The 23,917-nt window shown below is 51.6% G+C and carries 22 protein-coding genes; 3 read left to right on the top strand and 19 right to left on the bottom strand.

Annotated elements, in window-relative coordinates; genetic code table 11:
- Nucleotides 1–190 precede the first annotated feature (190 nt).
- The 3 genes from ACEPST_RS04185 to ACEPST_RS04195 form a co-directional block, all read right to left on the bottom strand.
- On the bottom strand, nucleotides 191–1,321 hold the full coding sequence (locus ACEPST_RS04185; RefSeq protein ID WP_204120413.1) for a vitamin B12 independent methionine synthase: 1,131 nt from the start codon (nucleotides 1,319–1,321) through the stop codon (nucleotides 191–193).
- 470 nt (nucleotides 1,322–1,791) lie between these two features.
- The gene (locus tag ACEPST_RS04190) at nucleotides 1,792–3,312 is read right to left on the bottom strand and encodes an ABC transporter permease/substrate-binding protein (RefSeq protein ID WP_275404320.1); all 1,521 of its coding nucleotides are present in this window, start codon (nucleotides 3,310–3,312) and stop codon (nucleotides 1,792–1,794) included.
- Nucleotides 3,313–4,245: an ABC transporter ATP-binding protein gene (locus ACEPST_RS04195; protein WP_204120414.1), complete on the bottom strand. Its 933-nt coding sequence runs from the start codon at nucleotides 4,243–4,245 to the stop codon at nucleotides 3,313–3,315.
- Nucleotides 4,246–5,056: 811 nt separating this feature from the next.
- Between ACEPST_RS04195 and ACEPST_RS04200 the strand changes: the two genes are divergently transcribed.
- Together ACEPST_RS04200 and ACEPST_RS04205 are read left to right on the top strand one after the other, a co-directional pair.
- Entirely contained in the window at nucleotides 5,057–5,470 is a 414-nt protein-coding gene (locus ACEPST_RS04200) for an Lrp/AsnC family transcriptional regulator (protein ID WP_204120415.1), read from the top strand.
- 458 nt (nucleotides 5,471–5,928) lie between these two features.
- On the top strand, nucleotides 5,929–7,164 hold the full coding sequence (locus ACEPST_RS04205; RefSeq protein ID WP_203642540.1) for an ArgE/DapE family deacylase: 1,236 nt from the start codon (nucleotides 5,929–5,931) through the stop codon (nucleotides 7,162–7,164).
- 737 nt (nucleotides 7,165–7,901) lie between these two features.
- On the opposite strand, the gene ACEPST_RS04210 is transcribed toward ACEPST_RS04205, so the two are convergent.
- From ACEPST_RS04210 to ACEPST_RS04225, 4 genes are read right to left on the bottom strand one after another with little or no spacing between them, the layout of a single operon-like run.
- Nucleotides 7,902–8,216: a WxL domain-containing protein gene (locus tag ACEPST_RS04210; RefSeq protein WP_395390522.1), complete on the bottom strand. Its 315-nt coding sequence runs from the start codon at nucleotides 8,214–8,216 to the stop codon at nucleotides 7,902–7,904.
- Nucleotides 8,105–10,042, bottom strand: a complete 1,938-nt coding sequence (locus ACEPST_RS04215; protein WP_395390523.1) for a lectin-like domain-containing protein — start codon at nucleotides 10,040–10,042, stop codon at nucleotides 8,105–8,107. The genes ACEPST_RS04210 and ACEPST_RS04215 overlap by 112 nt, the downstream gene beginning before the upstream one ends.
- Before the next feature lie 12 nt (nucleotides 10,043–10,054).
- On the bottom strand, nucleotides 10,055–11,080 hold the full coding sequence (locus ACEPST_RS04220; RefSeq protein WP_239064462.1) for a DUF916 and DUF3324 domain-containing protein: 1,026 nt from the start codon (nucleotides 11,078–11,080) through the stop codon (nucleotides 10,055–10,057).
- Nucleotides 11,081–11,126: 46 nt separating this feature from the next.
- On the bottom strand, nucleotides 11,127–11,774 hold the full coding sequence (locus ACEPST_RS04225; protein WP_204120417.1) for a WxL domain-containing protein: 648 nt from the start codon (nucleotides 11,772–11,774) through the stop codon (nucleotides 11,127–11,129).
- Nucleotides 11,775–12,031: 257 nt separating this feature from the next.
- Here ACEPST_RS04225 and ACEPST_RS04230 point away from each other — a divergent pair, with 257 nt between their 5' ends.
- Nucleotides 12,032–12,166, top strand: coding sequence for a hypothetical protein (locus ACEPST_RS04230; RefSeq protein ID WP_395390525.1), 135 nt, complete (start codon nucleotides 12,032–12,034; stop codon nucleotides 12,164–12,166).
- 242 nt (nucleotides 12,167–12,408) lie between these two features.
- Here the strand turns inward: ACEPST_RS04230 and ACEPST_RS04235 are convergent, their stop codons facing one another.
- The 12 genes from ACEPST_RS04235 to ACEPST_RS04290 form a co-directional block, all read right to left on the bottom strand.
- On the bottom strand, nucleotides 12,409–13,071 hold the full coding sequence (locus ACEPST_RS04235; RefSeq protein ID WP_204120418.1) for a hypothetical protein: 663 nt from the start codon (nucleotides 13,069–13,071) through the stop codon (nucleotides 12,409–12,411).
- A gap of 617 nt (nucleotides 13,072–13,688) precedes the next feature.
- Nucleotides 13,689–15,059, bottom strand: a complete 1,371-nt coding sequence (locus ACEPST_RS04240) for an amino acid permease (RefSeq protein ID WP_204120419.1) — start codon at nucleotides 15,057–15,059, stop codon at nucleotides 13,689–13,691.
- 611 nt (nucleotides 15,060–15,670) lie between these two features.
- Entirely contained in the window at nucleotides 15,671–16,189 is a 519-nt protein-coding gene (locus ACEPST_RS04245) for a GNAT family N-acetyltransferase (RefSeq protein ID WP_203637681.1), read from the bottom strand.
- A 601-nt stretch (nucleotides 16,190–16,790) separates the two neighbouring features.
- Nucleotides 16,791–17,237 carry a flavodoxin domain-containing protein gene (locus ACEPST_RS04250; protein WP_204120420.1) on the bottom strand — a complete coding sequence of 149 codons (447 nt, stop codon included), beginning with the start codon at nucleotides 17,235–17,237 and terminating at the stop codon, nucleotides 16,791–16,793.
- 259 nt (nucleotides 17,238–17,496) lie between these two features.
- On the bottom strand, nucleotides 17,497–18,696 hold the full coding sequence (locus tag ACEPST_RS04255; protein WP_239064463.1) for a trans-2-enoyl-CoA reductase family protein: 1,200 nt from the start codon (nucleotides 18,694–18,696) through the stop codon (nucleotides 17,497–17,499).
- A gap of 158 nt (nucleotides 18,697–18,854) precedes the next feature.
- Nucleotides 18,855–19,850: a tRNA dihydrouridine synthase gene (locus tag ACEPST_RS04260; protein ID WP_204120421.1), complete on the bottom strand. Its 996-nt coding sequence runs from the start codon at nucleotides 19,848–19,850 to the stop codon at nucleotides 18,855–18,857.
- 268 nt (nucleotides 19,851–20,118) lie between these two features.
- A complete protein-coding gene (locus ACEPST_RS04265; RefSeq protein WP_204120422.1) occupies nucleotides 20,119–21,084 on the bottom strand; it encodes a DUF4097 family beta strand repeat-containing protein in 966 nt (321 codons plus the stop codon).
- Nucleotides 21,081–21,713 (bottom strand): DUF1700 domain-containing protein, encoded by a 633-nt coding sequence (locus tag ACEPST_RS04270; RefSeq protein ID WP_204120423.1) that lies wholly within the window; start codon nucleotides 21,711–21,713, stop codon nucleotides 21,081–21,083. The genes ACEPST_RS04265 and ACEPST_RS04270 overlap by 4 nt, the downstream gene beginning before the upstream one ends.
- Nucleotides 21,706–22,023 (bottom strand): PadR family transcriptional regulator, encoded by a 318-nt coding sequence (locus tag ACEPST_RS04275; RefSeq protein WP_203642552.1) that lies wholly within the window; start codon nucleotides 22,021–22,023, stop codon nucleotides 21,706–21,708. The genes ACEPST_RS04270 and ACEPST_RS04275 overlap by 8 nt, the downstream gene beginning before the upstream one ends.
- Nucleotides 22,024–22,171: 148 nt before the next feature.
- Nucleotides 22,172–22,543, bottom strand: a complete 372-nt coding sequence (locus tag ACEPST_RS04280; protein ID WP_204120693.1) for a replication associated protein — start codon at nucleotides 22,541–22,543, stop codon at nucleotides 22,172–22,174.
- Entirely contained in the window at nucleotides 22,544–22,813 is a 270-nt protein-coding gene (locus tag ACEPST_RS04285) for a type II toxin-antitoxin system RelB/DinJ family antitoxin (RefSeq protein ID WP_204120424.1), read from the bottom strand.
- Between the two features lie 201 nt (nucleotides 22,814–23,014).
- Entirely contained in the window at nucleotides 23,015–23,794 is a 780-nt protein-coding gene (locus tag ACEPST_RS04290; RefSeq protein ID WP_204120425.1) for a hypothetical protein, read from the bottom strand.
- Between the last annotated feature and the right edge of the window lie 123 nt (nucleotides 23,795–23,917).

A 23,917-nucleotide genomic window follows, 5' to 3' on the forward strand; every position in this document is an offset into this window, starting at 1 on the left:
TTCCGGCTCTGATTGGGCGTTATGGCAATCATGCCGTGGGCCGACTTTACTCAGATTTGCTAGTTTTCTATTGACCTCCTTACTTTCCAACCACAACGACTTAACCCTCCCGTTTCCATAATTTTCCGCATAAAAAAGGAGCGAGAAATCAGTAATTTCTTCGCTCACTTAATCAATTAACCTATCGAATTTAGGCTTCCGGCCAGACGTCTTCGGCGATTTCCTTAACCAAGTTTAGCTTGGCCCATTGTTGGTCTTCCGTTAGCGCATTGCCCTCTTCCGTGGAGGCAAACCCACACTGCGTGGAGATGGCCAAATTGTCTAATGGCACCTGTTTGGCAGCGTCTGCGATACGGGCCTTGACCGCCGCTTTATCCTCTAATTCTGGGAACTTGGACGTAATCAGGCCAAGGACCAGGCGCTTGTTGGCGTCGTGATTCCAAATCTTCGCTAACGGTGTGAAGCTTCCTGCCCGTTCGCTATCGTATTCCAGGAACAAACCGTCGTAGTGCAACTGCGCCAGGTAATCGGCCACGTCGTCGTAGCTACCGGAGAAGAGATACGTTGATTTGAAATTCCCCCGGCAAATGTGGGTCGTCACCGTCAGGTCAGCTGGTAAGTCTTCCAACAACGTGTTGATGACGTGAACGGCATCCTGGGCCAGGTTCACGTAGGTCTGGTGCGCCGTCACATCGTCGGTCGTCGCGTTGAGCTTGCTAATTAAAAACGCCCACGTCGTGTCATCGAGTTGAATGTACCGGCAACCGAGTTCATAGAAATGCAAAATCGTTTCATGGTACGCCTTGGCGAGGTCATCCAGGTAGGCATCCCAGGTTTCATAAAATTCATGCCAGTTGTCACTGCGGTTATCCCGGAATAACATGGTTGGGGAGGGGATGGTCTGCTTAACCAGCACATCATCTGGCACTAAGCTTTGCAGGTACTGGAAGCTCTCAAAGAAGGGGTGGTCCGGGTTGAAGGCAATCTTGCCGACCAAATCGGCGTTGTCGGTCCGGGTCTTGCTGCCATGGAATTTATAACTTTGCTTGTAATCGTAGTGACCGACCCCCGTCAGTCCCCAGAGAAAGTCCAGGTGCCACCAACTACGGTTAAATTCGCCATCGGTCACGGCCTTCAACCCCAGATCAATCTGCTTTTGCACGACCCGCTTGGTCTCCGCGTGCCGAATCGTCTGCAATTGTGCTGCATCAATAGCTCTCTGGGCAAATTCAGCCCGTGCTTGTTTCAACTTGGCTGGCCGTAACAGGCTGCCTACAACATCGTAGCGGTATGGAAAGTTCGTTTTAGTCGTTGTCGTCATAACCTTTTTCCTCCTAAATTTAATCACCGACTAACTCGTTCGACTGGCCCCCGTGACTTGACGCCCATTGCCAGTCCAGCAAGTTAGTCCTCACCAATTTTCTAACGTCCATCACGGTAACAAAAAACGCGCTCATCCCCCGAACTAATTGCTTAGTTCAAGGGACGACCGCGTCGTTTTACCACCCTAATTCACAAAGTCCTCACAGACTTTGCCTCACCGGTACCGATTGATACCCGGAAAGTTAACGGTTCCTACCGACCAAGCAGCGTGAACCGCTTGATAGCTATTGGGAGCTCATCTTCATGGTTTGTCGCAGACCCGTTTGCACTGACTCGGGCTCACTGCGCAACGACAACGCCACTACTCTTCTCCTAGCTTTATTTATGACAGACTTATTAGAAATTAATGATAATCTTACGGCTAGCGGTCATTTCTGTCAAGGGAGAATCTGCTTTCAATCCTTCCTACTAGTCCAACAACCCGTGGCTCCGCAAGTAATCACGCGCTACCGTAGCGGCCTTTTCGTGCTTGACCGTCACCTTGTAGTTCATCTGCTGCATGTCTGTCGTGGAAACCTTCCCCGCTAATTTATTCAGCGTGGTCCGCAGCTCGGGATGGGCCGTCAATAACTTTTCCGTCATCAACGGTGCACCTTGGTACGGTGGGAAAAAGTGCTTGTTATCCTTTAACACGACCAGGTGATATTCGCGAATCTCGGGGTCAGTGGTATAGCCGTCGACCAGGTTGACCTTGCCGTTGGCGATGGCCTTGTAGCGAATCGAAGGTTCCATGGTCTTCGCGCTGGCGAAGTTCAACCCATAGGCCTTGCTTAACCCCGGATAGCCATCCTTGAGTTGATAGAAATCGGGGTCAAAGCCCGCGTGGATCTTCCCCTCAACAGCGACCAAATCCGACACCGTCTTCAGGTTGTATTTCTTGGCAAACTGCTTCGTCACGGCCAAGTCGTAGCCATTTTGATAGCTCATCGGCTTGAGATAAGCCATTTGATACTGCGACTTCAAGCCGTTTTTGGCCACCTGATAGGTCTTTGCTGGATTGTGACTCGCCAGCTTGTCGCCCTTGATCAGTGACTCCAACACGGTCCCAGTGAACTCGGGGTAAATGTCGATAGACCCCGACTTCAGCGCCTTAAACAGGAAGGAGGTCCCCCCAAAGTTCGCCTTGGTAGCTACTTGCATGTTGGGATGGTCGTGTTCAATTAAATCCTTATACATATTAATTAAAATTTCTGGCTCACTGCCCATCTTCCCAGCAATCGTGATTTGCGTTTGGGGATTGGCCAGCTTCCGGTAACCCGCAAAGCCGCCAATCAGCACGACCAGTGTCAGCAGGACGATGCCGGCCTTCTTAAAGGATAGCTTGCCCAGCCAGTCGATGCCGGCCCCAATAATCAGTGCCAACGCCGCCGACAGTACGGCCCCAATAATCAGGAGCGCGTTGTTGTTGGTTTCGATTCCCAACAGAATGTAGGTCCCCAACCCACCGGCACCAATCAAAGCAGCCAGCGTGGCGGTCCCAATGATCATGACCGTGGCAATGCGAATCCCGGAAATAATCATCGGCAACGCTAAGGGCAACTCAATCCGAAAGAGTTTCATCCGCCGCGACAAGCCAAACGCCGTCGCCGCCTCTTCCAAGTTGGGGTCGATGGTGGTCAGACCAGAATAGGTGTTTTGGAAGATCGGCATCACCGCGTAAATGACTAAGGCAATGATGGATGGCACCGTCCCAATCCCCACGATAGGAATCAGAATTCCCAACAGCGCCAGGCTGGGAATCGTCTGGAGCACACTGGTAATCTGGAGCATCACCTTGGCCCACCGTTCGTGGTGCATCAAGACGATGGCTAGTGGAATCGCAATCAGGGCCGCAATCAGCAGCGAAATCAGTGACAGACCAATATGTTGGCCAATCGCGTGAAGGATGTCACCACCCTGCGTTTGCAAAATATGCATAATCTGAGCCAACTAGTCCGCCTCCTTTGTGGCTAAATAAGCGATCACATCCGCAGTCGTCAGCTGGCGGGCACCCTGGTCCGTTGCCACAACCACCGTGGCCGCCGCCTGTAGGGCCGCCGCCAACTCACTCACCGTCGCCGTGCTCTTTAGCGTGGCCGGTGCAGTGGTCGCTTGACCATAACCCTTGACCACTAAATCCTGAATCGTAGCTGGACGCGGCGTGTGTTCATTTTCAAAAAAGCCGCGCACAAAATCATTGGCCGGGTGCTGCATGATAGCTTCGCCCGTCCCAATCTGTTGAATGTGGCCCAGTCGCATCACCGCAATGTGTTGGCCCAGTCTGAGGGCCTCGTGCATGTCGTGGGTGACGAAGACGAAGGTCATGTTGAGTTCCTGATGGAGCTGTAAGACCAGGTCCTGCAGCTGTTTGCGGGAAATGGGGTCCAGCGCACTGAACGGTTCGTCCATCAAGACGACCTTGGGTTTGATGGCCAACGCCCGGATGATGCCGACCCGCTGTTGTTCCCCACCGGAAAGCTCGCTGGGCATCCGCGTGGCGTACTTGTCGGGATCCAGGTCGACCTGTTTCAGTAGTGCCCGTGCTCGTTCAATCCGTTCTTTTCGCGGCCAGCCCAAGGATTCCGCCTGAATCGCAATGTTATCTTGAATGTTTAAATTGGGAAAGAGCGCAATATTTTGCAGCACATAGCCCATTTGTTGACGTAATTGTTTGATGTCATAATCAATAATCCGTTTATCATTAAAGTAGATGTCACCACCGGTCGGTTCGATCAACCGGTTCAACATTTTCAGCGTCGTGGTCTTCCCACTCCCACTGGGACCAACGAGCACAAAAAAATCGCCCGTCGGTATCGTCAAGTTCAAGTCGTCCAGGGCTTGGTTCTTGGCGTAACGCTTGGTAACGTTCTTAAATTCAATCAATAGTACCCCTCCAACCTCTTCTACTCTTCTCATGCTGGTGAAACTGATCAATTTGTCGTTCCCGGCGGCGGGCTCAAAGCGCCCTGCTGTGGGGCCGGTTCCAGCCTAAGGAACAGGCTTCCACCTCAACTTTGTGCCTGAGAAGCGGTCACAAAGGTTGTCCCGTGGGCTAGGCTGAGAAGGAACCTCAGCCAAGGCCACCGACACAGCTGGTCGCTTTGGCCCGCCTCTGGTCACTGACATTGATCACTCACGTTCACCAGCGATTGTTTCATTCATTCCTGTTTAAGCGCGTATCCATTAATTTAGCCACCTAATATCACTGCCATTTAGCCTGATTAAGCACGGTTCGCTTTTACAATTTCACCTAACAAACCAGAGTGACACCCGCAGATACATCCCAATTAGTGTCCTCCCGCAGCCCACTAATTAGTCTAATGGGATTTACAGCCTCACCACTAACATCAGCCGTGAGGGCGGGATAAATAGGCTCAGCCGTGGGATTTACGAAGCGCAGCGTAGTAAATGGTGCCTTTGAGACGCGCGCTTCGGCTCAAAGCAAGTCTAGAGACCGCACTGTGGCTCTAGACGTCCTCCCCACCGCGTTCCGGCCTATTTATCCCGCCCGGTAAGGCGAGGGCAACGCCCAAACATGTAAATCCAATTATACTAATGTTTCGGGGATTACCGAAGCAAACGGCTTACAAATTTCCAAATGCGATAACGTCTACTTTACACGTCAAAGCGACGACTGTTAATATTGAAACGAAAGGCTTTTAGCCCGAAAAACTTAGAAAACAAGGTGTTCACCATGCCAGACGAAATTGATATTGCCATTATTAAAGCACTCAACCAGGACAGCCGCGTCAAGGTCAGCCATCTGGCGCAAATCGTCCACCTCACCGCTCCCGCTGTTGCCGCGCGGATTCAACGGTTGGAAGACGCAAAGATCATTTCTAAATATACGATTGAAGTCGATTTGGATAAACTGGGATTGCCGCGGCAGGTCTTCATTCAGGTGGCCGTACAAGCCACGCAACAAGCGGCTTATTTGGCGTTTGTTAAACGGCACCACAACACTTTTCGCCATCACTACCGCACAACGGGCAAGTTTGACTACCTCCTGGAAGGTGCCTTCCCTACCCGCCACGTCCTCACCGATTTTCTCCTCGAGCTTGGAAAATTCGCCACGTACGAGGTCATTGACGTCATCGACGATATTTAATCGCGGACATTCTTGACCCCTCCCGCAAAAAGTGCTGTAATCAAGTTGAGTACAATAGTTCTTTTCCTTAATCAGTCATAGTATCTGGTGCTTGGGATGGCCAATTGGGTTGCACCTGAAAATATAACCACTTCAACCGGGATACTATCTCCAAATTAGCTGCCAACTATTGTTTTCAGGTTGCCCCTAAATTAATCAGGGTCAACCATTTCAACCGGGAAATAAAGACACGCTGGTAAGTTTTTTCACAGAACCATTTTCAGTAAATAAACCGAATAACGACGAGTTAGATTCGTGTCAGTCGCAAGACTGGTAAAAATCGACCGCTAACGTTAGTGACCAGAGGCGGGCACCTTGAGTCCGCCGCCGGGAACGACAATCGGCGCACCATTTTCACCAGCCCGGAGGCCAATGCGCAAATTTAATTCAAAAAACAAAAATCTAAGGTGGAATATATTATGGATGAAGTCGTCCAAGCACTAAGCGACGTTATTAAATTAAACACGGTCAACGGCCACGAAAAGTTGGTTGCCGACTACCTAGCCGACCTGCTGAAGAAGCACGGGATCGACAGTAAATTGATTGCCTACGAACCTGACCGGGTCAGTTTGGTTGCCGAAATCGGTGACGGTAATGGCCCCGTTGTTGGTTTTGATGGTCACGAAGACATCGTTGCCCTCGGTGACGCTGCTAAATGGCAGGTAGAAGCCCTTTCCGCTACCATCAAAGACAATAACATGATTGGCCGAGGAACCTCCGACATGAAGTCCGGCTTGATGGCCGGCGTCTTTGCCATGATCAATTTGAAAGAACAAAATGTCCCACTACACGGTACGCTGCGCTTCATGGCCACGGTTGGTGAAGAATACGGCCAATACGGTGCCCAACAACTCGGCGAGGCCGGTTACGCCAACGACCTCGACACGTTGATTGTCGGCGAACCTAGTGGGGTTCACAAACAACTCTTACTGCAAAAGCAGATTCAATACATGCTACAAAGCGACGAGGCCGGCGCCAAGGCGCTGTTAGCCGCCAACCAGACCAACGAACAACACTTCATTGAACTGGCACACAAGGGCTCATTGACCTACACCGTTCATTCTAAAGGGGTCGCTGCCCACAGCTCCATGCCTGAAATCGGCAAGAACGCCATCACCCCACTGATGACCTTCTACCAAAAAGAAGAGGCTTACTTTGACAGCATCAAGGATTACCGCAACCCCGTTCTGGGTGCCATCACACCCGTTGTGACGGTTATCAAGGGTGGCGAGCAAATCAACACGGTTCCCGCCAGTGCCGACTTATCCGTAAAGATTCGGACCATCCCCGAACTGCCAAACGCCGACATCACTGCCGCTATCAAGCAAATCATCGCTGACATCAACGCGCAGGGTGCCGACCTCAGCTTGGACATTCTCAGTGACTTACGGCCAATGCACACCATGGAAGATACTGAACTCGTCTCAACGGCCAAACAGATTGCCGAAGACGTGCTGCAACAGAAGCTGCCATTGATTGGTGTTCCCGGTGGCACCGACGCCTCTTCCTTCCTGGCGTTCAATCCGGACATCGACGTGATTGTCTTTGGGCCTGGTAACATTACCGCGCACCAGGTTAACGAGTACGTGGATTTGGACATGTACCACCGGTTTATCACCATCTACGAGCGCCTAATCACTTCCTTGCTGAAATAGGTTAAACTGGTCGTTGTTTCGCGCCTTCGGGCTGGTGAAAAATGGGCCGTGGCGCTGTGGGCGCACGTCTGGAGCCAAAAGGCGGTCTCCAGACTTACTTTGAGCCGAAGTTCACGTCTCAAAGATAGCAGTTGCCTAAGCGGGAAACCCGCTAAGGCAACTCCCACGGCTGAGCCCATTTTCACCAGCCCTGCGGCTTACACTTGTTTAACCTATTTCTGGTCGGGTTCTCTACTGTCACCATTTAGTGCACATAACTCCAAATGGTGATGGACCCGCTGTTAGCTTTCACGACTGACACCTACTTGACCTATTTCTAGGTGATTCATTTACGACCCAGTTAGTACAATTGGCTATTCCATTAAACAGCCATAGCTTGATTTCCTGAACCAATTGGTATGATAACCCAGCCAGGTATTAACTAATCTTTCGTCACAATGATCCCTTAAAATTAACCATTTAACCCAAAACAAGCCGAAAACCGTTCATCACCACGATGACCGTCTCCGACTTGTTTTTTATCTCCACCACCAAAAACAGCCGCCCTTCTACGGACGACTGCTTTTGGAACATAAACTATTGGACTTGCCACTTCCAGACGGGCACCCGGTCACGTTGGCAGTTAGCTGCTTACTGAGTAGTTAACCGGTAGTCGTCTGTGGCTGCCTTTACGGTGTCAAAGCGTACCCGCGACATTCCGTGTTGACTGTTTGGTTTTAACGTGGCATCCGGTTCCTCTAGCTTGGTGCATTGGCCAGTGACCACGTGAGCGTTCCCTGGTAGCGACCTTGGCTGGAGCTGCTCTGGATGTCTAAGAAGACACCCGTTTGCGGCGTCCAGCTGCCGGCCACATCGACCAGCCCATCGTTGACGCTGTCGTCCGTCACGTGTGACAGAACGGGCGTCGGCGTTGGACCAAGCCGAATTGTTTGGTAGGGCGTCACGTACACTGGGTAACCTGCCATAGCCCGACCATCCTGGGCGGTAAACGCTGAGGCCTGCGCTGATAGCGTCCAGCGTTCGCTCGTCCCCCGGGTATCGCGAACCGCCATTCTCCGGCGCGTTTAACCCGCTGTGCCCGGCCAGTTAATCGGGCGGCTTGAAAGCTCTCACTCGGGGAAATACTCGCAAATGTTAAGTTACCCGCCACCGTTAAAACGAGGGTGACTGGGCGTGAAGCATCGCCTTGTTCCGTGCGTGCCACCAACTTCAGACGGTTGGTTCCGCCTTGGAGTTGCGCGGCAGTCAGCGGTACCTGAAACGTGCCATCTTGACCGACAACTTGTTCTTTGAGCGTCTGCCCATTTAGCACCGGGGTGACGACCACCCCAGGCTGCTGGGCTTCTGACGTCAGAATACCCACGTGTCCCCTGACCGTGGTATCCTGACCAACCTTCAGCGCTACGGGATTGTCGCTCGTCACGCGTAGCTCAAGGTCGGTTCTCGGGTTGATGATAAAGTCCGGTGTGTCCGCAGCACTAACCAGATCCGGAGAGGTAAACGTACTGGTCGTTGCCGGAACCTTGTGCGTTTGGGTGGCGTTGGCTGCGTGCCCAGTCAACCTGATTGTCGCCGTCGGGTTTGCCGCATTCAGCTGTTTCGTCAGTTGAACCGGTAACCGGCCCGCCTGAATGACCGCTAAGTCTAGTAGCTGGGCCGTTCCGTCGGCGTAAATTATTTGACCACCCGTCACGTCAAATTTTTCGGGGATTTTTAAATCGGTGCGAAGATCTGACCATGGTTGGTTGCCACCGTGGTAGGTCAGTTGGTATTCCAGCGATAACCGATCGTTACTCAGAACTTGATCCCCCGCTTGAATCACTCGCTGCCGCGTTAAGTTCGTTAACGTGGCTTGGCTCGTCGCATCGATCAAGTTGGGAATATTCTCCAAAACAACGAGGTTATTTTCAAAATACCGACTGCTCGCAGACGTAAATCCCCAGCGGACTGTGCCGGTCTTACCCGGATCAATTTTAGACGGCATGATACGCGCCGATTGGCTGACGCCTGGTTGCCGTTCATTGGTCAGCGGATCCCGGTCGTCGAAGGTATAAGTCATGGTTTCGGCCTTGGCCGCCCACTTCAAAGTGAGGTGGTGCCATTGACCGTTCGACAAGAAATCGGGCTCATTAACATTGGCAATCAGGCCATTGTGCGTCATGCTGTAAAAATAATCTTTCTGTCCGAGAAGCGCCCCAAAGAAGTTCGTTGCCGGTAAAAAGTGTTGCACGTAAGTCGTGGGTTGGGCGGGATAATTGGATGCGATGTGTACCGCCGGATAATTGGTATCAAAGGCATTTGCCTTGCCCGCCGGTCGATTATCCGGCTGGTCGTTGAAGTACGTGTCGAACTCCAGCGCCCAGCTGTTCTGAATGGCGGACTTAGCCAAGTTGACTGCCGAGGATTCGGTGGCGTCGGTATCTTTGGCCCAGACCCCCAGCGTTTCACCGGGAATCTGACCGCTAACTTTACCACCTGGCATGGCTGCCAATTTGGCTTCATCATTTTGCAAGACAAACGCTAACCCATCACCGGCTTGGGCGTCCTGATCACCCAGGTACAGCCACATCCGTAGCGTTTGGTTCTGCGTCAGGTTCAGCGCCCCCACGATCGTTGACCACAACGCCCCAAACTGATTGGGACCCGTGGTCAACTTGGCCGCTTCGGTGCCGGGAGACTGTGGATTGGTGCCCTCAACCACGGCTGCCGAGCTCTTACTGGTTGTTTTCGTCGTGACAAATGGATCTGTCCGATTGAGGCGAATGCCCTGAGGCACTTTTTGTAGCGCCTTAGTGTAGTCCGCGTCAGCGCGGGCGACCACGCTGCCAAGGCAAACGACTAGTAGAATCAAGCTAGCGCTCAGCCACCATTTCAACAACGCCAATCCCTCCTATTTCGCTGATTTTTGGTGCCGATTGCGATACCACAGGTAGCCAATGATTGCTAACAGTAAAGCAATCAACAGGCCTAATAAAGCGTACAACCAGTAGTTAGGCTGCTGAGTTGGTGTCAAGACGGTCTTGTTCATCCGCTTGACGGTGCGGTTCGCAATGGTGAAATTACGGGTAAACTGCCAATCTCGTTTGCCAGCTTGGGCCGTTAGATGCAGGGTGTACTGCCCCGCCGGTAAGTTCTGGGTCCCCCACGGAATCCCAAAGTTAAAGTTACTGTTGGGCGCCATCCCCAGCCCACTCTGCTGTTGCCGGATGAGTGTCTGGGTCGCGCCAACCTTGGTAACTCGCGCATTGATCTTCAGCTTTTGCATAATGCCTGGCTCAGGGTTTTGCAGATTGGCCGTCACAAAGTTGCGGCGGTTGATCTGTGTCGCTTGAATCTGATGTAGTAACAGATTCGGCGCTACCGGCTGGCGGCTCTCTTGCAACTCGATGCCGATTGCGTAGGCAAAGGCATTTTGGATGGTAAAGTGGGCCGTTGGCTTCTTGGTTTTGCCGGGAATCTGTTCCACATACACGCCACCGAGAATCATTCCCCGGAGCCGTTTGGCGGGCATCGTATAGGTGAGCGTCACTTGTTTCCGGGCATTAGCTGGGACCGTGACCTTCTGGTTGGACGCCCGACTGAAAATGTCTTTGATGCCGACCTTCAGCGATTGATCCAACTGTGGCTTGAGCTGACTGTAGTCGATCACCCCGTTATCGTTGGTGATGGCTTGGGTCACACTGACATTGAATGATTGCTGGCGGTTACTGGTGTTTGAAATATAAATCGTCAGGTGTTGTTGCGCCCGGGGTTGTGTCAGCAGGTCAAAGTAGCCGGCCTGCTTGTTCAACTGATTACTGGGTAACGACGCTTTAACGGTATACCCCACGGAATCCGCGGCAGCCGTCGGTACGTGACCGGCTAACGTCAACATGGCCAGTCCCATGGCAAGCAAAATTTTTAGTCCCCGATTCATCACTGACTCCCCCTCAGTCACCAAATTAACTACCGGTCAACCATCATCATTGTGGCGTCTCACTCAGCTGCCACGTCAGCGTTGAGGTGTAGTCCCCAGGAAGTTGCCCAGCGGGAACCGTCAAGTTAACTTTGGCTGGGGCATAGCTTGCGTCCCACACACCTAAGCCACCCTTGGCTTCGGCGGCGAAGACTAGCTGATTGATGCTGCCACCCTCAAGCGGCGAAATCGTCGCGATTGGTGTAGCTGAAGGGTTGCCCTCGTTGGCTGCATCTACGCTCGCGTCACCTAAGCTCAGGACGGCGCCGTTCAGGGTATCGCCCGCGGTATCCGTGAACGGCGTGTTCTTTAACTGAACACTCCACCCAGTAGCTACCCCAGGGTTAGAAACCTCAAGTGGATTATCAACGGTCGTTGAGAAGTAATTGCCGTTGACCTTCCCGTTAGGTGCTGGATTGCTCCCAAAGCTAATGTTTGGGGCACTATCCAGCGAAACAGCTGCGTTTGGATCCATGGTAAAGTCTGCAGACGTTGTCGTGTTTTCCGTGGTAGTGGCAGATGAACTGCTACTACTGCCGCTGCTACTGCTGGTATCGGTAGTTGCTGCTGCAGCTGGAAGCGCACCGGCAAAGCCAATTCCGAGGCCTAAAATTGCTAGGCTACTCAGCAGCGAAACCTTTAATCTGCGAGTCATCATACTCACTCCTCTAAAAGTTAGTCCTACGATCTCCGAGCTGCTTTGAAAATATCTATTAGCAAATGGTTCGTTCCCGACGGCGAGCTCAAATCGCCCTGTTGTGGGGCCGGTTCCAGCCTATGGTACGGGCTTCCACCTCGACTTTGAGCCTGAGGAACGGTCTCAAAGGTCGTCCCCTGCTCTAGCTGAGTAAAATTCTCAGCTAAGACCAGCGACACAACCGGGCGATTTGGCCCGCCTCTGGTCACTGACATTTGCTAGCTATTTTCTATCTGCAATCCGCATTCGTTTGGATCGTCGTGGGTTACTATCCCGTTGATCAGTTAGGCCTGTTGCCGTGCCCCTCACCGACTGTTGCCATCGTTAAGGGGGACCTGCTGACGAACTGAATTTGAACCCATTACCCATCAATCATAGTCTCATGATTACCAGTTTTAGAGTAAACGAATAGCCCCGGTAATGGCTGAGCCACCCGTAAGTTGATTACCTAACTTGTTCCGTGCCGGCCACTTGGTCCGCCGACGGTCTTACTAAATAATTCCTTTAGTAGCCAATTGCTTGATTCACTAATGATGATAACCGGTTCCAAATAAAAAGACCAGCTTTAAGCCGGCCTTTCGTACCTAGTCATTTAATGATGGAAGTCGGCCACGGTTAAGGCCAACAACCCGTTTAACCATTCACGAGTAGCGTCATCTGGGGTTCCCTGAATCTGATAACCCAACGGACTAAACAGGGCATCCACCGCGGGCCACTGTACCTGGCCATCGTGGAAGAAACTCTGCGTTAACCGTTCTCGTTGCTCGGGCGTGATGGGTGTCGCCATGACGGTTAGTAAGTTCACGGCCAGTTGGTCGGCCACTAAGGCCGCATACGCCGTGGCCGTCAGGGGTTTCACGATTTGACGGCGCGTGGTCAGTGGCACGGCTGGCCCCTCCCGCAACAGAAACTTTTGCCAGTTCATGACTTGTTCCAGCAGGACGCCGTAGAACTGCCAGGGTACCTGATTGCCAATGTGTTTCAGCGTGGTGGCCGTGGTGGCGGCAATGTCCCATTGCACCTGGGATTCGCCTTGTGCCAGCACGGTGGTCAACCATTCACTGAAGAATCGCTGAATGGTGGCGTCCACTAGCGGTGAGCGCTTGCTGCCTTGGGTCAAATGGTAACGCCCGAGGAGAAAATCCTCCACCTGTTGCCAGTCGATGACGTTGCCGGCCTGGCGCTGTTTGCGGCGCTTTAGCTGGCGTAATTGTTTTAGACGACTTGATTTGCCGTAATTCCCTGGTCGACTCATATTTTTTTTGCTCCTTCTTTGGGGTTTTCTTTATTGTGTTAGTGCTTTAGGTCAAGTGCGGGTTGTGATGGCCGCCTGCGGCTTCCAGGACTACGCCTGCTGTGGGGTCGGTTTCCGCCAAAGTTCGGGCTCCCACCTCAACTTTTAGCCTTGAAACCCACAAGTCTAAAAGGTTGCCCCAGGCTGTAAGCCGGCTAAGAAACGCCGACTAACACCCTCGACACAGCTGGCTCCGTCCTGGCTTCCTCCGGCTCTTGGTTGGGCGTTGTTGCTTACTCTGGTTTGAAAACCCCAAAGCAGGAGCTGGTCATAGTCGTCGCTGGTGGCGGTATGGTTGGTCAACTTTCTTATTGTAGTTCGGTTGCCATAACTCGTTGTCGGTAGTGCAATCGGGCTGACATTTTTACCTCAGTTACTGTATCATACCGCAACCTTGCGATGAATTAAAAGATTAATCGGCTAGTTAAGAACATAGAAAGGCCCAGTCCATAAACTACCGAACTGGGCCCCAATACACATTTAATTTTATACAGCGAGTGAACCCCCAGCTGCTAATGACACACAGATTGTCAGCCCCAGCAGGCGGCGTGCCTGGCTGACGGAGGCGTTAAACCCATCTATTTCTTAGCCGCAACCTTTTCGCGTGGCTGGTACTTGCGGAAGTAGATGATGGTCATGATGGCCAAGAAGACCACCCCAACCAAGATGGATACCCGCGTTTCCGGGTTCAGGAACATGAAAATCAGCGTGATGGCCAAGAAGACCAGCGTGATGTAGTTCGACCATGGCGCAAACGGCATCTTGAATGGATGGTTGGCCATTTCTTTCGGATTTTGCTTGCGGAACTCGATTTCACTGATCAGAATCACGAACCACGGCACCATGCCGGGCAGGACACTGGAACTGTAAACCATCACGAAGATTTGGCTCGCATCCTTGAAGAACATGGGCAAGACCACGTTGAGCACAATCCCAATCGCAATCCCGACAGAAATCGCGATGACGGAGTAAAATGGCACCCCATGACGGTTAAGCAGCGTGACCTTTCGGGGCAGTTGGCCCTTGTCCGCTAAGGTAAAGGCCATCCGGCTGGCACTGTAGATTCCGGAGTTAGATCCAGACAGCGCGGCCGTCACAACCACAAAGTTGATGATAGACGCCGCGGCCGTAATCCCAATTTTCGCAAACGTTTGAACGAACGGTGAGCCAATTTGGTTCAATTGGTCCCACGGATAGATGGCCACAATCACAAAGATAGCGCCCACGTAGAAAATTAAAATCCGGGCAACCGTCGAGCGAATCGCGGCGACCAAAGTGTGTTGTGGGTTCTCAGCTTCACCGGCTGTGACCCCAATCAACTCGATACCTTGATACGACGCCAACACGATGGCCAACGCGTAAATGAAGCCCTTGGCGCCACCGGTGAAGAAGCCGCCGTGGGTCCACAGGTTACTGATACCTACCGCGTGACCGCCATTGCCAAACCCAAACAGGATGACACCCAGACCAGCAATGATCATTAAAATAATCGTGACCACCTTAATCAGGGCAAACCAGAATTCTAGCTCCCCGAACATTTTCACGGAGATCAGGTTGGCGATACAGAGGAAGGTGATGGCCACCAGACCCGGTATCCAGTCCGGTAGGTTGGGCCACCAGAACCGGAAGTATCCGCCCAGCGCAATCATTTCACTCATGCCGACCACGATGAACTGGAAGATGTTACTCCAGGCGGTCAGGTAACCAAAGACGGGATGCATGTATTCGGAAGCGAAGGTCGCAAACGACCCGGTTGTGGGGTGAACGTAAAGCATTTCGCCTAACGCCCGCATAATTAAGTATAAGAAAATCCCTGAAATAATATACGCGATAAGGACGGAAGGTCCCGTCCACTTGATTGTGGAACCAGACCCCATAAATAATCCAACGCCGATTGTACCGCCCAACGCAATCATCTGCATTTGACGGGCACTTAGTTTTCTCTGCAATCTAATTCCTTCTTTCTATACGTATGATCACGCTTGGTTCGGGTTAAACCAGTGCCTCCGGGAGGGTGAAAATGAGACCGTGGTCAAATCCGTTCCCGCCGGCGGGCTCAAGATATCCTGCTGTGGGGAACGGTTCCGGCCTGAGAAACGGTCCTTCACCTCGCCTTGAAACCTCACCAAAACCGTGAGTTTCCAAGGTCGTCCCGTGCTCTAAGTTGAGAAAACCACTCAACCAAGACCACCGACACAGCTGGACACCTTGGCCCGCCTCTGGTCACTAACATTTGCCCCTGATTTTCACTACCTCGGGACTGACACTGGTTTACCCGCTACACAAGCGTTTCATTTAATGAACAATAATCTCGTTACTATCTGCCCGCTTACATATAAATCTGGCATTGGTTAACGAACACAAACATGTATGATTAAAACTTCATGAGAAAAGGTTACCTGATTTGGGCCCTTTTCGCAATCTTTTTTTATGCAAAAATTGCGTATGTTTGTTAATTCTATTTTCAAGTATGCCGCAAAATTAGTGTTGTTTCAATCTGACCTGTATACAAAAAAGGCCGTTAGCGGCGGTGTGCCGGTAACGGTCTTCACGAAACTTTTTACAAAACCTTCTCATAAACGAAGCAAACGTCGTCTGGATGGTAAACGCCAACGATTTGCCCGGCCTTGACGAACCCAAATTTTTCAATTAAATGTTGCATCTTGGCATTGTCCCGGTGGGTATCGATCCGAATCGTTTCAGCATCTGGATGATTCTTCGCGATGTAGTCGAATAAGTCACGGAACAATTGTGAGGCATACCCTTTTCCTTGGTGATGGGAGAAGATAGCTACCCGGTGGACCGTCACGTACTTATCGGTATCCTTTTGCCATTCACCCTGCAAGGTGTCGTAGGCGTGGTCTGGGGCTTCAATCACAGCGGCAACGCCCAACGTTTCGTGGTCATCACTGTTGTAAATCACTGCTCGGCCGTCTTCAATATCCCCCTTGATCACGTTGCGGTTAGGGTATTCGTTTTGCCATTGGTCGATGCCGGCGTCAGCGAGTTGCTTCTTGCCATCTTCGATAATGTCACAAACTAGGTCTAATTCTTCAATCTTTGCTTTCCGTAAATACATGGTGGTCTCACCTCATCTTAAATTTTATCTTACATTGGTTGGTACTGGTTATTCTAGTCCTTGGTTTCGCCTTACCGGGCAACGAAAATCAACCGGAACGCGGTGGGCGGGCGTCTGAAGCCAAAGAGCGGTCTTCAGACTTACTTTGAGCCTCCAAGTACGAGTCTCAAAGATACCAATTCTCTAACCGGCAGAGCCGGCAAGAGAATTCCCACGGCTGAGTTGATTTTCGCTGCCCTCACGGCTGACATGGGAGTAGCCCCACAATGGTCGCGGCATTTAACCTGACTGCGGCCACCCTCATTGTTGCCTAAATTTATCTGGCGTGCCAACAGTTATAGTAACTCCCGAGCTTAACCAGTCTGTTGGGAAGCCCACAATCAGGAGCCGGAGGCAGCCAGGTACGGAGACGGCTGTGTCGGTGGCGTTAGACCGAGCGTTCTTCTCGGCCTTACACCACGGGACAACCTTTGAGACCTGCATGACCCTCGCAGGGCTTAAAGTTGAGGTGGGAGCCCGCTTCTCAGGCGGAAACCGGCCCCACAGCAGGCGGAGTACCTGGAGGCCGCAGGCGCAGCAGCTTACACAATCTGCTTGCTGGCTAAACCTGCAGGCTAGCTAACACTTGGGCGGCTAGTGCGTCGACGCGGGCCCAGTCTGAATCGTCTGGATCCTGGTCAATCTTGACTGAGTCAGCGACCTGTTCCCCATTGCTGGAATTCAGCTGGATGGTGAGGTAGTCGACGGCCCGGCCAAAGTGGATGTGCTTCTTTGAACTGGAACCCAGAACGGCAAACTTGGTCCGTGCCAAATCAACTTCTTTTAAATCTTCAAAGAAGTCCTGGGCCTCGTCTGGCAAGTCGCCGTCATGGAAGGTATAGCTAATCACAATAATGGCATCGTTCGCTGCTAAATCAAAGGCGTTGGCCTGTGAAATCTCAGTAATCACGGTCTGTGCCCGGGACGCCAGTTGTGCTTGCACGTGGCCAGCGATGGCCCGGTTGCGACCAGATTGACTGGCAAATATAATCTGAATTGATGGTGTCATAAGTTAAATTTCTCCTCAATCGATTTCAACTAGCCGCGTCATGAAGCCCTTTAACGCCACTAGAAACTGCTAAGTATTATAGACCTTTTTGCCCCATTTCCCTAGCAAAAAGCAATCGTTCGCGCGAACTTTTTCTGGGCGTGATGACGCCAATTTGACACTAGGCCCCCGACTAATCCCGGTATTTCACAGATTAAACCGCTCTCGCACCACACAGAAAAACGACACCACTAGCCGTGTCGTTCTCATCAATCTCTTATTAAAACGATAATTTTGTAAATTCATCCGGGTCCATCACGTTCGGTACCCCGGTGATACCGAATCCATTTAGCTGACGGAACTCCTGGCGAAACTGCTGGTAGCCAGGAAAATCCGGGGTGAAGTTGGCTGGCGTGATTTGCGGCAAGACGGCTTCGACCACGTCCTGAACCGCCGGCGACAATTCCAACGCATCCGGACGCAAACGCCCGCGGCCATCCACTTCACGGTGGCTACCGTAGACCATGTCCCGGAATAACCGGTCAATGTGGTCGATGGGTTGTTCGTGGCCGCCACGGTCCTGTTCGACGCGGTAAAGCGCCATGCAGTAGCGGGAAAATCCCGGAATCACCACGGACGCCTTGGTCGTCACGGAACGGTTGACGCTGACCAACGCTTCCCCGCCCAGCGGTGCCAACTCGGCTTGTAGGCGCCGGCCGCTGGCTTCAGCTGCCCGCTTGGCCTGACCCAACGTGCCATCGTGATAGATGGGCGCCGTGACCCGGGGACCTTCGTAAGAGTAGAGAATCGTTTTGAAATTATCGGCAAGGACCCCGGCCGCCTGTAGCGCGTGGACCCAGAGTTCCCAGTCCTCGCCACCCATCACGTGGTTGGTCGCGGCGACTTCATCCACCGTTGCGGGGTCTAACGTGGTACTGACGAGTTTTTCATGTTCCAGGTCCAACGTATAGTCCGTGAGGGGCGCGCCCAACGGCTTGATGACGGATCGCCAAGCCTCATCGGGATTCACCGGATTTTTTCGTTTGGGTGCGGCGATTGAGTAGACCAGGAAATCAATTTTGCCACCGAAATCGGCCTTGATGGCTTGAATGACCGCCCGCTTGGTTTCCGGTAAGAAAACGTCGGCGTTCAAATTTTCCGCCAGCAAGCCAGCCTTTTCCGCCGCCTGCTTGAAGAAAACCTGATTCCACCAACCGGCCGTTCCCAAAAAATCAGGCCGTGGTGGGCGTTCGTAGCCGACAGACAGCGTCGCCGCGCCCATGCCAAAGGCGGCCGTGAGCCGACTGGCTAGCCCATAGCTAGAGGAACCACCCAAAATCAACGCGTGTTTGGCCCCCGCGTACGTTCCCTGTTTCGTAACCGTCGCAATCTGTTGGGCCATCATTTGTTGGAGTCCTAAAGGATTCACCGAACGCGCAACGTTGCCTGCAATTTTTTCCGTGAGCGTCATCTGTGCCATACCGTCGTCACCCTCCCGAGTGTTTACTTCTAAAGTACCACTTCTGGGGACGGTGCCGGTAGGAATTTGCCTTAAGTCAGAGCCATCACAGAAAAAGACACCACTCACCATCAACCTCATAACAGGCTGATGGTGAGCGGTGTCTTCATTTTTAAGGGTTAATCGGTAAATTCTGAATCCGCCAATAACTGGCGAACCTCATCCGTGGAGTGGGTCTCCATCATCGCGTTCCGCAGGCTAGCGGCGTTGCGCTGGTTGCGGACGTAAATCTTGAAGAACCGCTTGAGCGAAGGGAACCGGGACGTATCGAAGCGTTTTTCGAAGTCGTCATACAGGTCGAGTTGATAGTTCAACAGGCCCAACAGCTCCTTGATGTCGTGTTCCTTGGGTTCCTTTTCAAAGGCAAACGGACTGGAAAAAATGCCCCGTCCAATCATGATGCCGTCGACGCCGGGATGTTCCTGGGCAATCTGGCAACCTTGTTGGTAGGTTTCGATGTCCCCGTTGAGTTGTAACAGGGTGTCGGGGGCGACTTCATCACGTAGCTTCACGATGTCGTCGATCAGCTCGAAGTGCGCGGGCACGCGGCTCATTTCCTTCTTGGTCCGCAGGTGAATCGTTAACAACGGAATATCCTGTTGAAGCAGGAAGGTCAACCAGTCACGCCATTCATCCAGGCGACTGTAGCCCAGCCGCGTCTTCACGCTAACGGGCAAGCCCGCCGTCTTGGTTGCCGCAATCACGGCACCCGCGGTCTCAAAGTTGCGGATCAGGTCACTCCCACCGTGGTTCTTGATCACGGTCGCATCCGGGCAGCCCATATTCAAATCAATGGCCTCATAGCCGCGCTCCTTGACGTCAGCGGCGGCCCGTTCAAAGGCCTCCGGCTCATTGCCCCAGAGTTGGGCAACCGGCATGTGGGCCTCTTCTGGCGCCACGTAGAGCCGACCCTGAACGGTAAATTTAGCCTTGGGATGGGTCACGCTGATAGCGTTGGTGAATTCCGTGAAGAATACGTCGGGCGCAGCGGCCTTGGCCACGACCCGCCGGAATATGGCGTTGGTCACGGCTTCCATGGGTGCCAAGCTAAAGAACGGCCGGTTTTCGGCCTTGGCGTGGTCCGCAATAGTTTGCCAGTAAGATGAATCAGACACGATAAAGTCTCCTTAATGTAAGTAAATTTGATGTTTAGTCCGGTTTAGTGCAGTCCATACATTTTACCACGTTTGGCGGTGAAAGCTAGCAAAAGAGTGGGACAAAAGGTGCTTAGCCGGCGAGCATTAAGGCGGCTAACCGAATAATCCCGGTCTTGGATTGTTTGGTTAGCCGTTTTAAGCGGACCCGGCTGCCTTTTGTCGCACGTTTCGGCCAGATAAACAGGTACGCAAAAATGCGTCTGGGGTTCTGCCCCAGACACATTTTTTAATCGGTCCCGACAGTCACATCGCCGTCTTCTGTGGTCAGTTTATACTGACTCGTGGCATTCGGATGTAACCAATAACCACTGTGCCGCGCGTGACCCTTGACCTTGATATCCCCCATATCAGCGTCTTTGACCACGACCTTGGCACCGGCCGCCTTGGCAATGTGGGCGTTGATGTCCCCATCATCCGTCGACGCCGTTAACGTCTTAGTCAGCCGATTATTTTGTAAATGCACGTCGCCATCCGCCGTGGTTAAATGACCGCCACCCAGTTTCGTTTTCGAGAGCCGGACGTCCCCATCCGTGGCTGTCAGCTGGTTGTTCGTTGCGGCTAAGCGACTATCACTGATGCCGATATCCCCGTCATCCGACGTAACTTGTAGGCGATTGGCTTTGACTTGACTCGCCCAAACATCCCCATCGCTGGACGCCACCGTCACACCGTTTTGAATCTTCAAGTTCATAAGACTGATATCATCTGAACTTTTCACGTTCACCTGTTTGACGGTCAAGTCTCGTAGTGAAACGCCGCTGTTCTCCCGTTTGACGTCGATACTAGTCAGATGCTTATTCCGTGGCACCGTGATCAGCACGCCCCCATTACTGTAGTCGTCATCGCTGAAGCCAACGATTGTCTGACTCATCTGCTTCGTGGTACGACCACCCCGAACAGTTAGGGTGCCTTTGGAAACCGTTGCCGTTGGCCGTCCCTGTGTATTGTCCAGATAGCTGGCGGTCACCCGATCGGTATTGCCGGCCTTGATGGTCACCGGCGCCTGGGCATCCACCACAATTTTATCGTAAGCGCCGGGCTGGTAAGACAGCTTGCTGCGCCGAATGACCCGAAAGCTCCGCGAATCGTGGGACCACACGACACCTTTGTCGCCATGATTCCACCAGCCAATGCCAATCAAAATGGCCCCCAAGACCACTAAAGTCAACGCTATTTTTGTCGTTCGTTTCATAGTTTCCGCCCCCGTTCTGCCCGACTCCGTGGAATGAAGCGGTGATAAATCTTTTGTGCCGTCCACGACAGAGCCCAAGCAACCTTACTCCCGATCCATTTCAAAATTAGCCAGCCAATCCAGCTTGCCCCCAACGCGAAGAACCCGATTCCTAGATAGAAAATTCCGGTCCAAGGCGCTTGGAAAATGGTGCTAACGCCCATGACTAGCCCCATGACGCCCACCGCAATGATGCTGAGGTAAACCGCCAGAGCGGCCACAAACAGGCTAAAGACGACTGCGGCAAACGCCAGAAAGAGTGCACCGACAACAATTAAAATGGGAATGGTTACGGGCGTTGACAGTAGGGCCAAAATAATCAGCCAAACCGTCCGCACGTTGTTCTTCGTAGCTTGAACGGTCGACCGTGACTGTGCGTGGTCGCCGGCCTGTTCCGTCATTTTAATGGAATAATCGGCGAGAACCTTGCGCGCCAACGACCGGGGTGAGCCCAATTCGTCCACGGCCTGCTGGTAGGTTTCAATGCCGGCATCCAATAAGTATTCGCGATAATATTCCACGACCTCCTGCTGCTCCGCCGTTGTTAACTGGCCGAGTAGCTTTTGTACGGTCTGAATGTACTCATTCATCTTGGTTGCCCCCTAATAACTTTGTGATTGCTTGATTGAAATCCTGCCATTCGGCCTGAATCTCGGCCAGCCGCTGTCGACCGCTCGTCGTTAGCCGATAGTAGCGGCGATTGCGACCCTGAAAGGGTTCGTCGTAGGTTTCCAGCCAACCATTTTTCTTCAGCCGCCGAAGGACTGGGTACAGGGTCGATTCCGAAATGGGAATCAACGCTCGGACCTCCTGGGTCAACGTGTAACCGTAATGATCCTCGCGTGTGAGTAGGCCCAGCACACTGCCGTCCAACAACTCCGTGGGTACTTGAATCGCCATGTGACTGCCTCCCTTGCAATGCTATACGACGTATAATATCAATTCACTAATAATATACGATAGTCGTTAGGGGTTGTCAAGAGTTTGGTGGGAATGATTGGATGTAAAAACGACCTCGGCGTTGGGCTGAGGTCGTTAACTATCACTATCATCGGATCAAATCACTATGCGTGCCAATATCTAACAAACATACAATTTTTTCAGATTCAATCCGAACGTACATTAATAGATGGTCACCATTATGTCCATCAAGATGAAGTTCCAATACCCTCGTCGTCAGATGCCCTTGTGGATATTGGCGACGCAATCCTTGCAGAATTTCTTTAGAAACTACAATTTCGTGAACGTAATAGTACGCAGGAACTTTTTCCCCAGTAATAAAACACTGAATCACAAATTCCCACGGTGACTGAAAACTGGTAGCACCTTCATTGAAAATTGCCTGCCAGCGAGAATTTTTATTAACCTTTTTAAAATGCTTTTTGAAACGATGGGTGGCAATTACTTGATAATCACTCATCTAATTAAGCAAATCATGATTCAGTTCATCAAAGTTATCGTAACGCTTTAATTTTTTCTTACCAGTGGCATCATCAATCACTTCCTGCAGCGAAGCCAAGACTTCGTCATTAGCAACTTCTAAAACAGAATCTAATTGACCGTTAGCAAGATTAGTCATCATCATTCGCGTGAAATCTGAAAGCGTCAAGCCTGTATTCGCAAGCTTGGCTTCAGCTTTTCGTTTTGTATCAGCATCAATTCTGACTTGAATCCTAGCTGTGGTTGCCATAGTATCCCTCCTTTCCTTATCGTACTCCAATTGTAGCACGCTATTAGATAATACTAGCTGATTACGCTTAACCTGTTTCATCAAATCACACCTTTACAGAATTTTTATGGTTCATAGGTTAACTCCGTAAAAACACTGTAAATTTTTTATTTAATTGAAAAACGGCTCAAATCCATTGAAAGGACTTGAGCAGTTTGACTGTTACCAAATAATTTTAGGGACGTGCTTAGCATAGTGATAAGTCCGAACTTTCTTACCGTGAAACGTGGTTAGGCTAGTGGCCGTAAACGATTTGCTAGAAAGCTTGTGGATCTTGTACGTGTGCTTTTCAACTTTCGTGAGACCGGGAGCTTCAATCTTACCTTTGAGGTAATAGTTTGTCCCCCGCTTCTTGTACTGTACGCCGCTCAGACCCGTGTCGCCAGCCTGGCCGAGGCCTTCCGTTAAGGCCGTCTTACGGAAAGCGAAGAAGTAGTAGCCGCTAACGCCCTTCTTGGAATACATGTTGGCGTAGAATGACTTGTGCCGTAAGAACTTGGGGAAGCCTTTGTGCCAGACCTTTTTGGACAGTTTACGCGCAATGGTCCGGTGCTTGGTCGTGGTTCCGGGTTCATATGATTCGCCATACGTTCTGGTTACAGCAATCTTTTTGCTTCCCTTAGGCACTAACGTCAAATTAGCCCGATAACCACCGCCTAGGCCAGCATAACTGAGCTTCCAGCCGTTCTTGTAACGCTCCGCACCAGCGGCGAAATGCTTATCTTTGGCAATCTTTCCCTGACTGTTTAATTTCAGCTTATCCATTTTGACAACTTTAAATAAGTTGTAGTGATTCGTTAATTTAACCGCCTCTTTCAGGCTCAACTTCTTCACACTAGCAGATGCCGTTGTGGTGCCAACAACCTGAGTCATCCCCACTAAGCCAATGCCTAATCCTAAAACGGCCAAACTGGCCATTAAAATCCGTTTCATATTTTTCATGACGCTTCCTCCATCTATGTAGAACTAACTCAATATAGTATTATTTGGAAACCTTCGTCCTATTAATCATCTTAATCTCACAACAAGGTAGAGGGTAATGTGTTATGACTTATAGAATTACCG

Origin of the sequence: Levilactobacillus sp. FUA 3915, assembly GCF_044053135.1 — a bacterium.
GTDB classification, from domain to species: Bacteria; Bacillota; Bacilli; order Lactobacillales; family Lactobacillaceae; genus Levilactobacillus; species Levilactobacillus lanxiensis.